Annotated in this window: 10 protein-coding genes and 2 pseudogenes; 5 read left to right on the top strand and 7 right to left on the bottom strand. The window is 65.9% G+C overall.

The features are described from left to right. Positions 1-61: 61 nt before the first annotated feature. Both DH08_RS19485 and DH08_RS19475 read left to right on the top strand, forming a co-directional pair. Positions 62-946 (top strand): annotated as a pseudogene (locus DH08_RS19485) (ATP-dependent helicase); the annotation flags it as partial. Between the two features lie 453 nt (positions 947-1,399). Continuing rightward, positions 1,400-3,178: pseudogene (locus DH08_RS19475) on the top strand (ATP-dependent helicase); the annotation flags it as partial. Positions 3,179-3,220: 42 nt separating this feature from the next. Here the strand turns inward: DH08_RS19475 and DH08_RS19470 are convergent. The 5 genes from DH08_RS19470 to DH08_RS19450 all read right to left on the bottom strand — a co-directional run bounded on the left by DH08_RS19470 (position 3,221) and on the right by DH08_RS19450 (position 8,185). After that, positions 3,221-4,270, bottom strand: a complete 1,050-nt coding sequence (locus tag DH08_RS19470; protein ID WP_192180873.1) for an ABC transporter permease — start codon at positions 4,268-4,270, stop codon at positions 3,221-3,223. Beyond that, a complete protein-coding gene (locus DH08_RS19465; RefSeq protein ID WP_192180872.1) occupies positions 4,267-5,064 on the bottom strand; it encodes an ATP-binding cassette domain-containing protein in 798 nt (265 codons plus the stop codon). The genes DH08_RS19470 and DH08_RS19465 overlap by 4 nt, the downstream gene beginning before the upstream one ends. A 64-nt stretch (positions 5,065-5,128) precedes the next feature. Then, the gene (locus DH08_RS19460; RefSeq protein WP_192180871.1) at positions 5,129-6,142 is read right to left on the bottom strand and encodes a substrate-binding domain-containing protein; all 1,014 of its coding nucleotides are present in this window, start codon (positions 6,140-6,142) and stop codon (positions 5,129-5,131) included. 106 nt (positions 6,143-6,248) lie between these two features. Beyond that, the gene (locus DH08_RS19455) at positions 6,249-7,157 is read right to left on the bottom strand and encodes a sugar phosphate isomerase/epimerase family protein (protein WP_192180870.1); all 909 of its coding nucleotides are present in this window, start codon (positions 7,155-7,157) and stop codon (positions 6,249-6,251) included. Beyond that, entirely contained in the window at positions 7,154-8,185 is a 1,032-nt protein-coding gene (locus DH08_RS19450; RefSeq protein ID WP_192180869.1) for a Gfo/Idh/MocA family protein, read from the bottom strand. The genes DH08_RS19455 and DH08_RS19450 overlap by 4 nt, the downstream gene beginning before the upstream one ends. Before the next feature lie 194 nt (positions 8,186-8,379). Between DH08_RS19450 and DH08_RS19445 the strand changes: the two genes are divergently transcribed. Continuing rightward, on the top strand, positions 8,380-9,405 hold the full coding sequence (locus DH08_RS19445) for a LacI family DNA-binding transcriptional regulator (protein ID WP_192180868.1): 1,026 nt from the start codon (positions 8,380-8,382) through the stop codon (positions 9,403-9,405). 317 nt (positions 9,406-9,722) lie between these two features. Beyond that, complete coding sequence (locus DH08_RS19440) at positions 9,723-11,189, top strand: esterase-like activity of phytase family protein (RefSeq protein WP_192180867.1); 1,467 nt, start codon at positions 9,723-9,725, stop codon at positions 11,187-11,189. A 59-nt stretch (positions 11,190-11,248) separates the two neighbouring features. On the opposite strand, the gene DH08_RS19435 is transcribed toward DH08_RS19440, so the two are convergent. Next, positions 11,249-12,043, bottom strand: a complete 795-nt coding sequence (locus tag DH08_RS19435; protein WP_192181043.1) for a L,D-transpeptidase family protein — start codon at positions 12,041-12,043, stop codon at positions 11,249-11,251. A gap of 313 nt (positions 12,044-12,356) precedes the next feature. On the opposite strand from DH08_RS19435, the gene DH08_RS19430 reads away from it, so the two are divergent. Then, positions 12,357-13,829, top strand: a complete 1,473-nt coding sequence (locus DH08_RS19430; protein ID WP_192180866.1) for an MATE family efflux transporter — start codon at positions 12,357-12,359, stop codon at positions 13,827-13,829. Positions 13,830-14,058: 229 nt separating this feature from the next. Here DH08_RS19430 and DH08_RS19425 read toward each other — a convergent pair whose 3' ends face one another. Then, positions 14,059-14,340, bottom strand: coding sequence for a hypothetical protein (locus DH08_RS19425; RefSeq protein ID WP_192180865.1), 282 nt, complete (start codon positions 14,338-14,340; stop codon positions 14,059-14,061). Positions 14,341-14,393: the final 53 nt, after the last annotated feature.

Genomic DNA, 14,393 nt, shown 5'->3' with positions numbered 1-14,393 from the left:
AACGAGAACAAAACGGAGACACTTCTGGCCTTTCGCTGCCGAATCACTACATTCGGGGGCGATGTCCGGCTTTTCGGAAGACATGCCCTTTTTTGACGAACCGAATGCGCGGCCCACGGCCCCGTCCGGCATCGCCGCGCGCGCCATGGCCGCCCGCAGCGGCCACAACAACGCACCCGACTATCTGAAAGGGTTGAACCACGAGCAGCGGCTGGCGGTGGAAACCACCGAAGGCCCGGTCCTGGTGCTGGCCGGCGCCGGCACCGGCAAGACCCGCGTGCTCACCACCCGCATCGCCCACATCCTAGCCACCGGCAAAGCCTTCCCCTCGCAGATCCTTGCCGTCACCTTCACCAACAAGGCCGCGCGCGAGATGAAGCAGCGCATCGGCATCCTGATCGGCGAAGGCAATGTCGAAGGCATGCCCTGGCTCGGCACCTTCCACTCGATCGGCGTCAAACTGCTGCGCCGCCATGCCGAGCTTGCCGGGCTCAAATCCGATTTCACCATCCTCGACACCGACGATGTCGTGCGCCTGATCAAGCAGATCATCCAGGCCGAAGGGCTGGACGACAAGCGCTGGCCGGCCAAGCAGTTCGCCCAGATGATCGACGGCTGGAAGAACAAGGGCTTAGGCCCCGCCGACATCCCTGAGGGCGACGCGCGCAGCTTCGCCAACGGCAAGGGCCGCGAACTCTACAAAGCCTATCAGGAGCGGCTGCAGACGCTGAACGCCTGCGACTTCGGCGATCTGCTCTGCCACCCGATCCGCATCTTCCGCGCCTATCCGGATGTGCTGAAGGAATACCACAAGCGCTTCAAATACATCCTCGTCGACGAGTACCAGGACACCAACACCGCGCAGTACATGTGGCTGCGGCTGCTGGCGCAACGGCCCGAAGGTGTGGGCAAAAGCGCGAACGCCGGCGGCAAGCCGATCTCCCCCCACGTGGGGGAGATGTCCGGCAGGACAGAGGGGGGCGCGAAGGATCGCGGCGGTTCCAATGTTCGTGGCGGAGAGGCCGGCGGGACAGCGGCCCCCCCCCCCCCCCCCCCCCCCCCCCCCCCCCCCCCCCCCCCCCCCCCCCCCCCCCCCCCCCCCCCCCCCCCCCCCCCCCCCCCCCCCCCCCCCCCCCCCCCCCCCCCCCCCCCCCCCCCCCCCCCCCCCCCCCCCCCCCCCCCCCCCCCCCCCCCCCCCCCCCCCCCCCCCCCCCCCCCCCCCCCCCCCCCCCCCCCCCCCCCCCCCCCCCCCCCCCCCCCCCCCCCCCCCCCCCCCCCCCCCCCCCCCCCCCCCCCCCCCCCCCCCCCCCGGGGGGGGGGGGGGGGGGGGGGGGGGGGGGGGGGGGGGGGCGCGAAGGATCGCGGCGGTTCCAATGTTCGTGGCGGAGAGGCCGGCGGGACAGCGCCCCCCTCTGTCGGCTCTGCCGACATCTCCCCCACAAGGGGGGAGATTGGGCGCTCTTCGGCCGAAACCCGCGCCACCGTAAACATCTGCTGCGTCGGCGACGACGACCAGTCGATCTATGGCTGGCGCGGCGCCGAGGTCGACAACATCCTGCGCTTCGACAAGGATTTTCCCGGCGCCACTATCATCAGGCTGGAGCGCAACTACCGCTCGACCGCGCACATCCTTGGCGCCGCCTCACACCTCATCGCCCACAATGAGGGCCGCTTCGGCAAGACGCTGTTCACCGACCGCGACGAGCCTGAGGACGACAAGGTGCATGTCCATGCCGCCTGGGATTCCGAGGAGGAGGCGCGCGCCGTTGGCGAGACCATCGAGGCCTACCAGCGCCCCGACAAGCAAGGGAATCGGCATAATCTCAACGACATGGCGATCCTTGTCCGCGCCTCCTTCCAGATGCGCGAATTCGAGGACCGCTTCGTCACGCTCGGCCTCAACTACCGCGTCATCGGCGGCCCACGCTTCTACGAACGCCTCGAAATCCGCGACGCCATGGCCTTCTTCCGCGTCGTCGCGCAAGGCGCCGACGACCTCGCCTTCGAGCGCATCGTCAACGTGCCCAAACGCGGCCTCGGCGAAGCCACCATCCGCCAGATCCACGACACGGCGCGCGCGCTTCGCATCCCGATGCTGGAGGCTGCCGCCAAGCTCGCCGAGAGCGATGAACTGAAGCCGAAGCCGCGCGCCGCCTTGCGCGAGGTCGCCGCCAATTTCGAACGCTGGCAGAAGGCGCTGGAAACCACGCCGCACACCGAACTCGCCGAGACCATCCTCGAAGAGAGCGGCTATACCGACATGTGGAAGAACGACCGCTCGGCGGAAGCGCCGGGCCGGTTGGAGAATCTGAAGGAGCTGATCCGCTCCATGGAGGAGTATGAATCGCTGCGCTCCTTCCTCGAACATGTCGCGCTGGTCATGGACGCCGAGCAGAATGCCGAGCTCGACGCCGTCAACATCATGACGCTGCATTCGGCCAAGGGCCTCGAATTCGAGACCGTTTTTCTGCCCGGCTGGGAGGAAGGCCTTTTCCCGCATCAGCGCGCGCTGGATGAAGGCGGCCGCTCCGGTCTGGAGGAAGAACGCCGCCTGGCCTATGTCGGGCTAACCCGGGCCAAGAAGAATCTGCATCTGTGGTTCGTCTCCAACCGCCGCATCCACGGCCTGTGGCAATCGACCATCCCGTCACGCTTCCTCGAGGAACTGCCGGAAGCCCATGTCGACGTCGCCGAAAGCGGCAACAGCTATGGCGGTTACGGCAATTCCTATGGCGGCGGCTCGTTCGCCTCGGGCCGGGGCGGACGCCAGAACCCCTACGGCGCCTCGCGCTTCGACAATATCGGCGAGGAAAAGACGGGGAGCTTCTCCAACACCTACGCGACGCCCGGCTGGCAGCGCGCTCAAGCGAACCGCACCGAAGCCACCGACCGCAACTGGGGCTCGCGCTCCGGCCATCAGGTTGAGCGCATCGGCTATGGCGAAACCGATTCCGGCTACGGCGCCGGCCGCACCTCGGTCAAGGGCCGCACCATAGACGGCGAGCTGGTCGCCAAATCCGTCGCCGACACACCGTCCGCCTTCAGCGTCGGCGACCGCGTCTTCCACCAGAAGTTCGGCAACGGCAACATTTCCGCCATCGAAGGCAACAAGCTGACCATCGACTTCGACAAGGCCGGCCAGAAACGCGTGCTGGACGGGTTCGTCGCAGCGGTGTGAGCAGCCGCCTCTGACCGGGCGGCTGTCTGAACAGGCAGCCCCTTACCGATACCTTGCCTGGTTCCACTTGTGGCCGAGCAGCGACAGGATGATGATCAGCCCGTTGAAGAACTGCACGTAGAAGCCGCTGAGGCCCGCCGCCACGACACCTGTCTGGATGAAGGACACGGTGACCGCGCCGATGGCACCGCCGACCACGGTGCCGATGCCGCCCCAGGTCGGCGTGCCGCCGACGAACACCGAGGCCAGCACAGGCAGGAGATAGCCGTCACCGGCCGTCGGCCACCAGGTGAAGTTGATCATCACCGAGAAGGTCCCGGCGATCGCCGCACCAATGCCGACGAAGACGAACACTTTCACCCGCACCCGCTTGACGTCGATGCCCATCTGCTGGGCGCTGTCGGGGTTGTCGCCGACCACCCTCACCTGCGCGCCGAAGCGGTGGCGGTTGTAGAGCAGCGCCGACAGCACGACGAAGCCGATCGCCCAGAAGATCTGCACCGGAATGCCCCACACCTGGCTGGAGAAGATCTTGTAGGCCCAGCTGTCGGCCAGGCCGGTCAGCGCCATCGACTTGCCCTCGTTGATGATCTGGATCAGGCCGCGCAGCAGGAAATTCATGCCGAGCGTGGCGATCAGTGACGACAGCCCGCCATAGACGACCAGCGATCCGACCAGGAAGCCGAGCAGCGTGCCGGTGACGATTGCGGCGGCAATGCCGAGGAACGGATCGTAACCGGCCTGCACCACCAGCGCGAACACCCAGGAGGCAAAGCCCATCGTTGCCGGGAACGACAGGTCGATCTCGCCGCAGGTGACGACGAAGACCAGCGGCACAACCACGAACAGTGCCACCGGCAGCGTGGTCAGCACGGAACTGTAGAGGTACCAGGTGGTGAACACGGTCGGGTTGGCGATCATGAACACCGCCATCATGACGATGAACACGCCGAGCGTGCCGAGCGAAGCGCGGTTGTCGAGGACGAAACCGCGCAGCCAGTGATCGGACGGGTGTTTCCATTCCGCCCGGACTGGTTCGCCGCGCGGCAGGCCGAGAGGACTCTGCAGATCGGGTTCCATGGTCTTGCTCATCGTGCTGCCCTCTCCGCGTCGCCGGCGTCATGCAGCCCCGCCAGTCCGCCTGGGTGTGCCACGTCTTCCATGAAGTTGATCAGGTCTTCGGCCGACTTGACCTCGCTGCGGTCGGCGGTCAGCGCCACCTTGCCGCGATCAAGCACAACGAAGCGGTCGGCAATGTCGAAGACATGATGGATGTTGTGGCCGATGAACAGGATCGAGCGGCCGCTCGCCCGCACCTGGCGCACGAAATGAAACACCTTGGCGGTTTCGGTCAGCGACAGCGCCGTCGTCGGCTCGTCGAGGATGATCAGCTCCGCCTGCTTGTAGATGGCGCGCGCGATCGCCACGCCCTGGCGCTCGCCGCCCGAAAGCTGGCCGACGATGGAATGCGGCGTGAACACTTTCGAGGTGAAGCCGATCTCGCGCATCAGCCGGCTCGCCTCCTCGATCTCCTTGCCGACCTTAAGCCAGCCCAGCCAGCTGGTCAGTTCGCGACCCATGAAGATGTTGCGCACGATGGTCTGCTGCACGGCCAGCGCCCGGTCCTGGAACACCGTCTCGATGCCGGCGTCGCGTGAGCGCGCCGCACTCCACCCGGTCACCGGCTTGCCGCGGACGAGGATCTCGCCGCTGGTCGGCTTGACCACGCCGGACAGTATCTTGATCAGCGTCGACTTGCCGGCGCCATTGTCGCCGATCAGGCCGACCACCTCGCCGCGGTCGACGCTGAGATTGACCCCGCCAAGCGCATAGACCTGGCCGTAGGATTTGCTGATGTCGCGCAGTTCGATGATGCGTTCGGCCATGGCGGTCCTCGCTTGGTTCCGGCTGCCGGTCGGACCTGTCCGACCGGCATGCCGAGGTTACGGGTCAGCGCAGCGCCTGCTTGGCGAGCTCGGAGACGATCTCGTAATTCTGCGGCGTGACGAAGCCGGCGCCGGTGTCGACATTCATCGGCGCCAGGCCCAGCACCACTTGCTGGCAGAGGCTGAGGATCGGCAGATAGCCTTGCAGGAACGGCTGCTGGTCGGCCGTCAGCTGCACCCAGCCGCCCTTGAAGCCTTCGACGATCTGCGGGCTGGTGTCGAAGCCGAAGTTGAAGATGTCGCCCGGCTTGCGTCCCGCAGCCTGCATGTAGGTGGGAACGTTGCCGAGCATCTGTCCACCGGGATAGCCGACCGCCTTGACGTCGGGGTGGTTGAGCAGCGCCGCGGTGATCACCGGGATGGCGAGATTGGGGTCGGACGCCCACTCGCCGCTCGGCGGCGACGAAAGCTGGATGACCTCGACGCCGGCTTCCTTCAGCGCCGCCACCGTGCCACGCTCGCGCGCGCCGCGGTTCTCGTTCTCGAACGGGCCGATCATGATCGCCTTGTCGCCGGCCTTGAGCCCGCCGAGCTTGAAGGCCTCGGCGCCGAGCGCACGGCCCTGCTGCTCCTGCTGCGCGCCGACATAGCCGCCGCCGAACGCCGCCACCACCTTCGGCACCGGCACGTTCTGGTACAACATCCTGATGCCGTCCTTGTGCGCCTGTTCGGCCAGCGGCATGATCGAAGCGTCGCCCGGATGGCCCATCATGGCGATGCCGCCGGGCTTGACCGCGACCGCTTCGCGCAATTGCTGCACCATCTTCTCGACGTCCCACTGGGAAAAGATGTAGTCGACCTTCGGCCCGAGATCGGCCGCCGCCTGCTTGGCGCCATTATAGACGATGGTGCCGAAGGCGTCGCCCTCGGCGCCGCCGACGAAGAAGCGGATATGGACATCCTTGCACCATTGCGCGTCGAGCGCCTGTGCAGGCAGAGTGGAGATGGCGGCGCACAGCGCCGTGGCCGCCGCCACGACGCTCGAGCGCAGAAGTGTCGTTCTCATCGCGATGCTCATGCACGTTCCTCCCTTTTGGTCCCTCGCAAGCCGAGGGGGTTTTCGACGATGGCTTCGGCTTGGCGCCGCAGTTCCTGGCCGGCCGGCTCCTCCCGCCGGCCAATCCTCACATTGGATTTGGCAGGTAGCTGACACCTCCCCTGCATTGCTGGAGGTATTCCAGCGCGCGGACCTGCCCGGTGATCTCCAGATCGCCGCGATAGACCGGGTCGTGCCAGCCTTCGATGTCGATGGCTCCTTTGTATCCGGCCAGCCGCAATTCGCTGATCACCCGCGTCCAGTCGCTGTCGCCGAAGCCCGGCGTGCGCATTTGAACAAACGGAAGGCGGCCAAACACGCCATGCTCGCGGATGACGTCCCAGCGCACCGTCGCGTCCTTGCCATGGACATGGAAGATGCGCGGCGCCCATTTGCGGATCTGCGGCATTGGATCGATCAGGTAGACGAGCTGGTGGCAGGGCTCCCATTCGAGGCCGAGATTGTCGTCCGGCAATTCGTTGAACATCAGCTCCCAGGCATCCGGATTGTGGGCGATGTTCCAGTCGCCGGCGGCCCAGTTGCCGTCCATGGCGCAGTTCTCGAAGGCGATGCGCACGCCCTTGTCGGCGGCACGCTTGGCCAGCGGCCCCCACACCTCGCGGAAACGCGGCAGGCTGTCGGTCAGCGGCTTGCCGCGGATGCGCCCGGTGAAGCCGCTGACCGTGGAAGTGCCGAACAGATGCGCATTGTCGATGACCGTTTCCCAGGCCGCGAGCACGCCGCGATCGACTTCGCCGCTCTCCAGCGGATTGCCGAACACGCCGATCGAAGACACGGTGACGTCGGCATCGCCGATCGCCTCGCGGATCTGGCCGGCCAGCCGGGGCAGATCCTTGCCGCCCAGCGTTTGCCAGAAGAAGGGCTGGATGCTCTCGAAACCGAGCGGCAGTATCTCTCTGATGTAGGCCGCCGGGTCGTCGAGATTGGCCCGTACCATGGTGCCGATCCGGATGTCGAGAAGCGGGTTTGGCGTCATTGTGCTTCCTTTGAGATGGCCACGCGGCGTCCGGTCTCGGCGCTTTCGATGGCGCCGAAGACCATGGCCAGGCTCTTGATGTTGTCGGCACCGCGCGTTTCCGGCTCGGTGCCGGCCTCGATGGCGTGCATGAAATCCCGGATGATGCCGAGATGGCCGTCGACGCGGTCGGCGGGGTCGAGCGGCGGCACCTCGACCGGCTCGGTTTTGTCGAACAGGCCGTCGCGGACCGGCAGCACAAGTTCCGCCGTCAGCGCGTCATGGCCGTCCCAGGTGAGGCTGCCGTGCTCGGCGACGATGCGCCAACTGCCCTCCCAGCTGGTGCGGAAGCCGGCGGCACACCAGGAGCCGGCATAGGTAAAGACCTTGCCACCGCCGAGATCGAAGACGGCATTGGCCGACGATCCCTGCCGGTACCAGGAACTGGCCGGCTCCCATTCCTGGCAGTAGACGCTGGCCGGCTCGCCCCCGACCATGTAGCGGGCGGCGTCGAATGTGTGGATCGCCATGTCCAAAAGCAGCACATGCGCCATCTCCTCGCGAAAGCCGCCGAAATGCGGCGCGACGAAGAAGTCGGCATGGATGCTGGTCGCGGCACCAATGGCACCTGAGTCCAGAAAGCGCCTGATGCGTCTGACATTGGCGACATAGCGGCGGTTCTGCACGACGGCGTGGACACGCCCGGCGCGACGGGCAGCCTCAACGATGGCGCGCGCATTCTCCGGGCTGTCGGCCAGCGGCTTTTCAGTCAGCAGGTGGCAATTATGGGCAAAGGCGGAAAGCGCGACGTCGCGCCGGGCAGCAGGGACCACGACGTCGAACACCGCGTCGGGCCTGGTCTGGTCGAGGACTGCGTCGAGGCTGGTTCCGATGACGGCACTGGTGAGCTCGTATTCGCGCGCCCTCGCCTTCGCCCGCTCGGCATCCAGGTCGACAAGGCCGACAATGGCGAGCCCGTCGACCTGCCTCACGGCATCGAGCCAGTGCTTGCTCATCGCACCGCAGCCGACCAAGACGACATTGATCATCCAGCGCTCCTCCTCCCGTTCGGTCCCTCCAGACCGAAGTCACGGCATTCACGGCATCGCCGTAAACGTTTTTCCGTAAACGTTTACGAGGACACACCCGATAGCGTAGAATGTCAATTGGCCGCGCGCGAAAATCGTCTTGTCGCTTGGCCTCGGCACCGGCCAATGCTAGCGAAGGTCGGGGGAGAAAGTCTTTGGCGTCCAGCATCCACGACCTTGCACGTCACCTGAACATATCGATCGGCACCGTGTCGCGGGCGCTCAACGGCCGCGCCGACGTCAACGCCGACACGCGCCAGCGCGTGCTCGAAGCGGCCAAGAAGCTGAACTATTCGCCGAACCAGTCCGGCCGCAGCCTGCGCCGTGGCTCGACCCATTCGATCGCCTTCATGCTGCAGCCGCATCCGGGCGATCAGCAATATGGCGAACCTTTCTTCATTCCGTTCCTGACCGGCCTGCAGGCCAGGCTCGCCGAAAGCGGCCTCGATCTGATCGTGGTGATGGGCGCGCCTGGCGACTATCAGCAGGAGCGCCTGCGCCGTGTCGTCGAGACGCGCCGCGCCGACGCGGTGGTGCTGGCCTGGACGCGGCGCGAGGACGAGCGCATCGACTACCTGACCGAGGCCGGTTTCCCTTTCGCCACGCTCGGCCGCAGCCGTTCCGGCGGCACGGCCTATCCCTCGCTCGACCTCGATTTCGAAAAGGCCGGCGCCGACGCTGTCGACCGGCTGGTTGCGCGCGGCCACCGCCGCATCGCCGCCATCCGCCCGTCCCTCGACCTCAATTTCGGCTATCTGTTCCTCGACGGCTATCGCAAGGCGCTGCGGCGGCACGGCATCGAGGTCGACCCCGGCCTGATCGCCGACGGCTTCATCAACGAGGCCGGCGGCTATTCGGTGACGCCGCGCGTGATGCTCGCGAAAGACCGGCCCACCGCCATCATCTTCAACAATGACGCCATGGCACTCGGCGGCTGCAAGGCGCTGGCCGAAATGGGCATCAGGCCCGGCAAGGACATGGCGGTGATCGTCATCGTCGACACCCCGCTCTGCCGCTATTTCTCGCCGGCGCTGACCGCCTTCCGCCCGGCGCTGGAGCCGATGGGGCAAAGGCTGGCCGAAATGCTGCTCGCCTCGCTCCCCGCCTTCGCCGGTGAGGAAGGCCCGCGGACGATCCGCGAAGTCTGGCCGCTGGAGCTGATCGCGCGGGAGAGTGATTGATCGGACGCTCTTCCTTCTCCCCTTGTGGGAGAAGGTGGATCGGCGCGTCAGCGCCGAGACGGATGAGGGGTGCCGGAAGAAACGCAACGTAAGAAGATCGAGGGATTTTAAGCGCTTAGTTCTTCAATGCGGCGATCCTTCCAACACCCCTCATCCGACCGAGGTTCGCTCGGCCACCTTCTCCCACAAGGGGACAAGGGAAGAAATGGCGCCTGTCACGCAAGTATCATGTTCGCGTCCTAGACCGCTTGACGGAGGCGCTGGCGCCATGTCGATGCGACGCCTGCTCCGGGCTGCTTTGTCACAAGGGGATATCCATGAAACATCTCAACCGAACCGTCGCGCTCGGCGCGGCACTGGCTCTGTTCACCGCCTTGACGCCGGCGCGCGCTGATGGCGTCGCCTATGTCAACAAGGGGCTGGTCGGCGTCGGCCGTATCCCGGCCAACCTGAAGGACAAGTTCGGCGAGACCTTCGGCTCCGGCTCCGGTATGGCGATCGACGTCAAGGGCTGGGCGCGTGACGGCGCCGGCTACAAGGGGTCGCTGTGGCTGCTGCCGGACCGCGGCTACAACGTCGTCGGCACCACCGACTACCGGCCGCGCCTCAACACCATTGCGATCGAGCTTGCCCCGGTAGCGCCGGGCGCGGCGCCCGCCGCCGGCCAGGAACAGTCTGGCGTCAAGGCGACGCTCGCCGACACCATGCTGTTGACCGACGACAAGGGCGCCGACGCCACCGGCCTCGACCCGCTCAACGGCGTTCGTCCCGCCGCCGGCGACATGCCGATCCTGCCGCAGGCCGACAATGGCAAGCTGGCGCTCGACAACGAGGCCATCGTGCGCCTGCCCGACGGCACCATGTTTATCTCCGACGAATATGGCCCGAACATCTACCGCTTCTCGGCCGACGGCCATCTGCTGTCGGCGACGCAGCCGCCAGCGGCACTGGTGCCGATGCGCCATGGGAAGCCGAACTTCGCCTCGGACAATCCGGGCCCCGGTGCCGCCGAGCCCGATCCGAAGGATCCCGAGACCGGCCGCCAGAACAACCAGGGCCTCGAAGGCATGGCGATGACGCCGGACGGCAAGTTCCTGATCGCCGTGCTGCAGTCGGCGCCGCGCCAGGATGGTGGCGATTCCGGTGCGACGCGCCAGAACACCAGGGCGCTGGTCTATGACGCCTCCGACCTCGCCCACCTCAAGCTGGCGCACGAATACATCGTGCCGCTGCCGGTGTTCAAGGACGCCAAGGACAAGACCAAGGTGGCGGCGCAGAGCGAGATCGTCGCGCTGTCGGGCAAGACCTTCCTGATGCTGACCCGCGACAGCGGCAACGGCCAGGGCCTGAAGGGCGAGGAGTCGCTCCTGCGCAAGATCAATGTCGTCGATCTCTCGGCGGCGACCGACATCGCCGGCGGCCCGTTCGACGCCGCCGACAAGCCAGTGGCGCCCAAGGGCGTGCTCGATCCGTCGGTGACGCCGGCCAAGCTGACGCCGTTCATCGACCTGAACGACAAGGCCGAGCTCGGCCGCTTCGGCCTGCACAATGGCAAGCCCAACGACAAGAACAACCTCTCGGAAAAGTGGGAGGCGATGTCGCTGGTCAGCGTGCTCGATCCCAAGCTGCCCAACGACTATTTCCTGTTCGTCGCCAACGACAACGACTTCCTCACCCAGGACGGCTTCCAGGTCGGCGCGCCCTACAAGGCCGAGGACGGTGCCGACGTCGACACCATGTTCCTGGTCTATCAAGTCACGCTGCCGAACCTCGCCACGAACTAGCTCCAGACAGTAAGGCGGGCGCGTCGAGCGCGTCCGCCTTCAAGCCGTTTGTCGACGATCTACTTCAAGATCTCGGCGTCCCTTGGCACGCCGGCATCGATCGGCTCGGCCGTCCTGTTCGACACGGCTGTCATCTTCCCGGCGGGCGACAGGTTGGGGCGCACGTAGACCTGCGCGACGCCGTTGACGCGGCTGTAGAGGTCGATGATGTCCTGGTTCATGAAGCGCACACAGCCCGACGAAGCGTTCTTGCCGATGGAATCCCACTCCGGCGTGCCATGCAGCCGGTACATCGTGTCCTTGCCGTCGCGGAACAAATACAGCGCGCGGGCGCCCAGCGGGCTCTGCGGGCCGGGCGGCATGCCGTCCTTGTATTTCGCCAGCTCCGGCCGGCGCTGGATCATTTCCGGCGGCGGCGTCCAGACCGGCCACTTCTTCCGCGCCTGAACCACGGCGCTGCCGGTCCATCCGAAACCGGCCTTGCCGAGGCTGACGCCATAGCGGATGGCCTCGCCACCGTCGCGTACCAGATAGAGGAAGTGCTCGGAGGTATCGACGACGATCGTGCCGGGTTTTTCGCCGGTGGGGTCGGACACGATCTGGCGTACGAACTTCGGATCGAGCTTGTCTACCGGGATTGCCGGCAGCTGATAGCTCTCGTCGACGCGTGCCGCATACATGCTTGCGGCAGCGCCGAAAGCCGACTCGCTTGGCGGCGGCGGCGCTGCCACTGGCGGCGTCACCACGTCCGTCGTGGTGCATGCCGAAAGGGCCACCGAGGCCGCACTCAAAGCGGATGCACCGAGAAACGCGCGCCGGTTCAGGCGCTCAAGAAACAGCGGACTATACATGATCCCCCCGGTTACCCCATAAGATATCTATAAAGTGCGGCCCCTCGCACCCAAGACCAATATCCCATTCCGCAAGCTTTGAGAACATGACTGGCTCAAGGCACGCCAGAGCATGATGCCGAAAGGTGTGAAGTGGTTTTCGGGTGACATCATGCTCTATCTCTTTGATTTAGAGACGGATTCAGATTTCAGGTCGATTCGACCTGAAATCATCCGGCTCTAGGCGGAATTTTCCGACGCCGCATCGACCTGTCCCGCTAAATCGGCGATCATCACGGACTGGACTCAAAGACGAGCCTTCGCCGAGCAGCTCACCATGGACGAGAAGATGCCTGGCCGCCGGCGCCCTGCCGATCTCACCAGCGGCCCGATCCCACGCACATTGCTCTTGTTCGCCTTGCCGGTGCTGGGCTCCAACGTGCTGCAATCGCTCAACGGCTCGATCAACGCCGTCTGGGTCGGCCGCTTCCTCGGAGAGGCAGCTCTTACCGCAACCTCCAATGCCAATCTGGTGCTGTTCCTGATCCTCGGCACCGTGTTCGGCATCGGCATGGCGGCCACCATCCTGGTCGCGCAATCGGTGGGTGCCCGCGACCTGGCCGAGGCGCGGCGCATCGTCGGCACCAGCGCCACCTTCTTCTTCCTCATCTCGGTGTTGTTAGCGGTCTGCGGCTGGATCTGGGTCGACGCCATCCTCAACACGTTGGGAACGCCGGCCGACGCCTTGCCGCTCGCCCGTTCCTATCTACGCATCATCTTCGTCGCCGTACCGATGATGAACCTCTTGTCCTTCGTCATGACGGTGCTGCGCGGCGCCGGCGATTCGCGCACGCCCTTCTCTTTCATGGCGCTGGCCGTCGTGCTCGACATCGTTTTGAACCCGCTGCTCATCCGCGGCATCGGCCCCTTCCCCGAACTCGGCATTGCCGGCTCGGCCACGGCAACGCTGATCGGCCAGACGGTGAGTGTGATCGCCATCCTCGTCGTGCTCTATGCGCGCAAGCATCCGCTGCGACTGGCCGGCGCCAATCTCGCTCTGCTGCGGCCGGATCCGGCGCTGCTCAGGATTGTCGTTTTCAAGGGCGTGCCGATGGGCCTGCAGATGATCGTCATCTCGGCGGCGGCGCTGACGGTGATGGGCATCGTCAATTCCTACGGCTCGCAGGTCGCCGCCGCCTATGGCATCGCCGCGCAGCTCTGGACCTATATCCAGATGCCGGCCTTGGCTATCGGCGCCGCCGTCTCCTCAATGGCGGCCCAGAATGTCGGCGCCGGGCGCTGGGACCGCATCGGCCGTATCGCCGCCTCCGGCGTCGGCTTCAACCTCGTGCTGACCGGCGCGCTGGTCTACCTGCTGTTCCTTTTCGACCGCTCGATCCTCAGCCTGTTCCTCAGCACCGACAGCGCGGCAATCGACATCGCCGCCCATATCAACAATGTCGCGTCCTGGTCCTTCATCCTGTTCGGCGTCACCATCGTGCTGTTCGCCACGGTGCGCGCCACCGGTGCGGTGATGCCGCCGCTGATCATCCTGGTGATCTCGGTGCTGATCGTGCGCACCGGCTTTGCCTACTTCTTCCGGAGCGTGATCGGCGAGGAAGCGCTGTGGTGGAGCTTTCCGGCCGGCTCGATCACCTCGCTGGCGCTCGCCGCCGCCTACTACCGTTTCGGCGGCTGGCGAACCATGCACATGATCGAGAACAGGCCGGCTGCCGGCGAACCGCCGGACACCGGCCTCGGCGTACCGCGCCAGCGCGCAAACATGGCGCCCGAGACCCCGAACGGCTGATGCTCAGCGCGCGTATTTTGCGCCAAACCCCAGGTCCACCAGTGAGAAGATGGTGATCATGCCTGCGAAGGCGAGGCTTGCCGTCGTGGCACTTGTCCAGCTCGACAGAAGGCCGATACCGATGACAGGCAGCGCGCAGCATGGCGGCGTCGCCATATACGTGGCGGTGGCGGTGATCTGGTTCGTGCCGGACAGGCGCTTCGAACGGCTGATCGAAAAGTGGCCGCTGCTATTTCCGCATCGCCTTCAGCTTTTCGGCGACCGACGCGGCAAGGTCGGCATAGCGCTCTTCCAGCCGTTCGGCCGCCTTGATGATCGGGAAATCATGGCCGAATTTCTCCAGCGCCATGCGCAGTTTCTCGACGAACTCGGCCTGTTTTTCCAGCGCCGAAAACAGCGTCTTCACCTGCGCTTCGCTGATGTCGGGATTGGCAAGCATCTGCGGCACCTCGCGGCCCATCTGGTCGCCGGTGGCGGTCTGCTCCTTCAGGATCTCGATCCAGTCGGTCAATCGGCAAATCCTTCCTCTGTTCGCGCAACATGCGCAGCGCGTGCCAATATGGT

This window comes from Mesorhizobium amorphae, assembly GCF_014843845.1.
Taxonomy (GTDB): Bacteria; Pseudomonadota; Alphaproteobacteria; order Rhizobiales; family Rhizobiaceae; genus Mesorhizobium; species Mesorhizobium amorphae_A.
Note: the sequence above shows the minus strand (reverse complement) of the source record. Positions and strands in the feature narration are given on the sequence as shown.